1 CRISPR repeat array is annotated in these 392 nt (G+C 52.8%).

The window, feature by feature from the left end:
• A CRISPR array of direct repeats spans positions 1 to 391; the repeat unit is 27 nt; unit sequence CAATGAAAGCCCTTCCCAAAAGGAAGG.
• Position 392 lies beyond the last annotated feature (1 nt).

Raw genomic sequence — 392 nt, forward strand, 5'->3', positions numbered from 1 at the left:
CAATGAAAGCCCTTCCCAAAAGGAAGGGAAATCGTGCGGGTCGAGTACTGATAAGGCGTCGCGCCGTTGCCTCAATGAAAGCCCTTCCCAAAAGGAAGGGAAATATCAGCGCGAAGACGGCGGTTTCGTGCTGGGCAAGCTGGGCCTCAATGAAAGCCCTTCCCAAAAGGAAGGGAAATAAATTCCAAAATAAATTGAGGCTTACTCAATTCAGGGCCTCAATGAAAGCCCTTCCCAAAAGGAAGGGAAATATCAGCGCGAAGACGGCGGTTTCGTGCTGGGCAAGCTGGGCCTCAATGAAAGCCCTTCCCAAAAGGAAGGGAAATTCAGCCCATCGCCGGGCACCTGGCCCAGGACATCGCCTCAATGAAAGCCCTTCCCAAAAGGAAGGG

This window comes from Rothia sp. HMSC061E04 (genome assembly GCF_001813685.1).
Lineage (GTDB): Bacteria > Actinomycetota > Actinomycetes > Actinomycetales > Micrococcaceae > Rothia > Rothia mucilaginosa.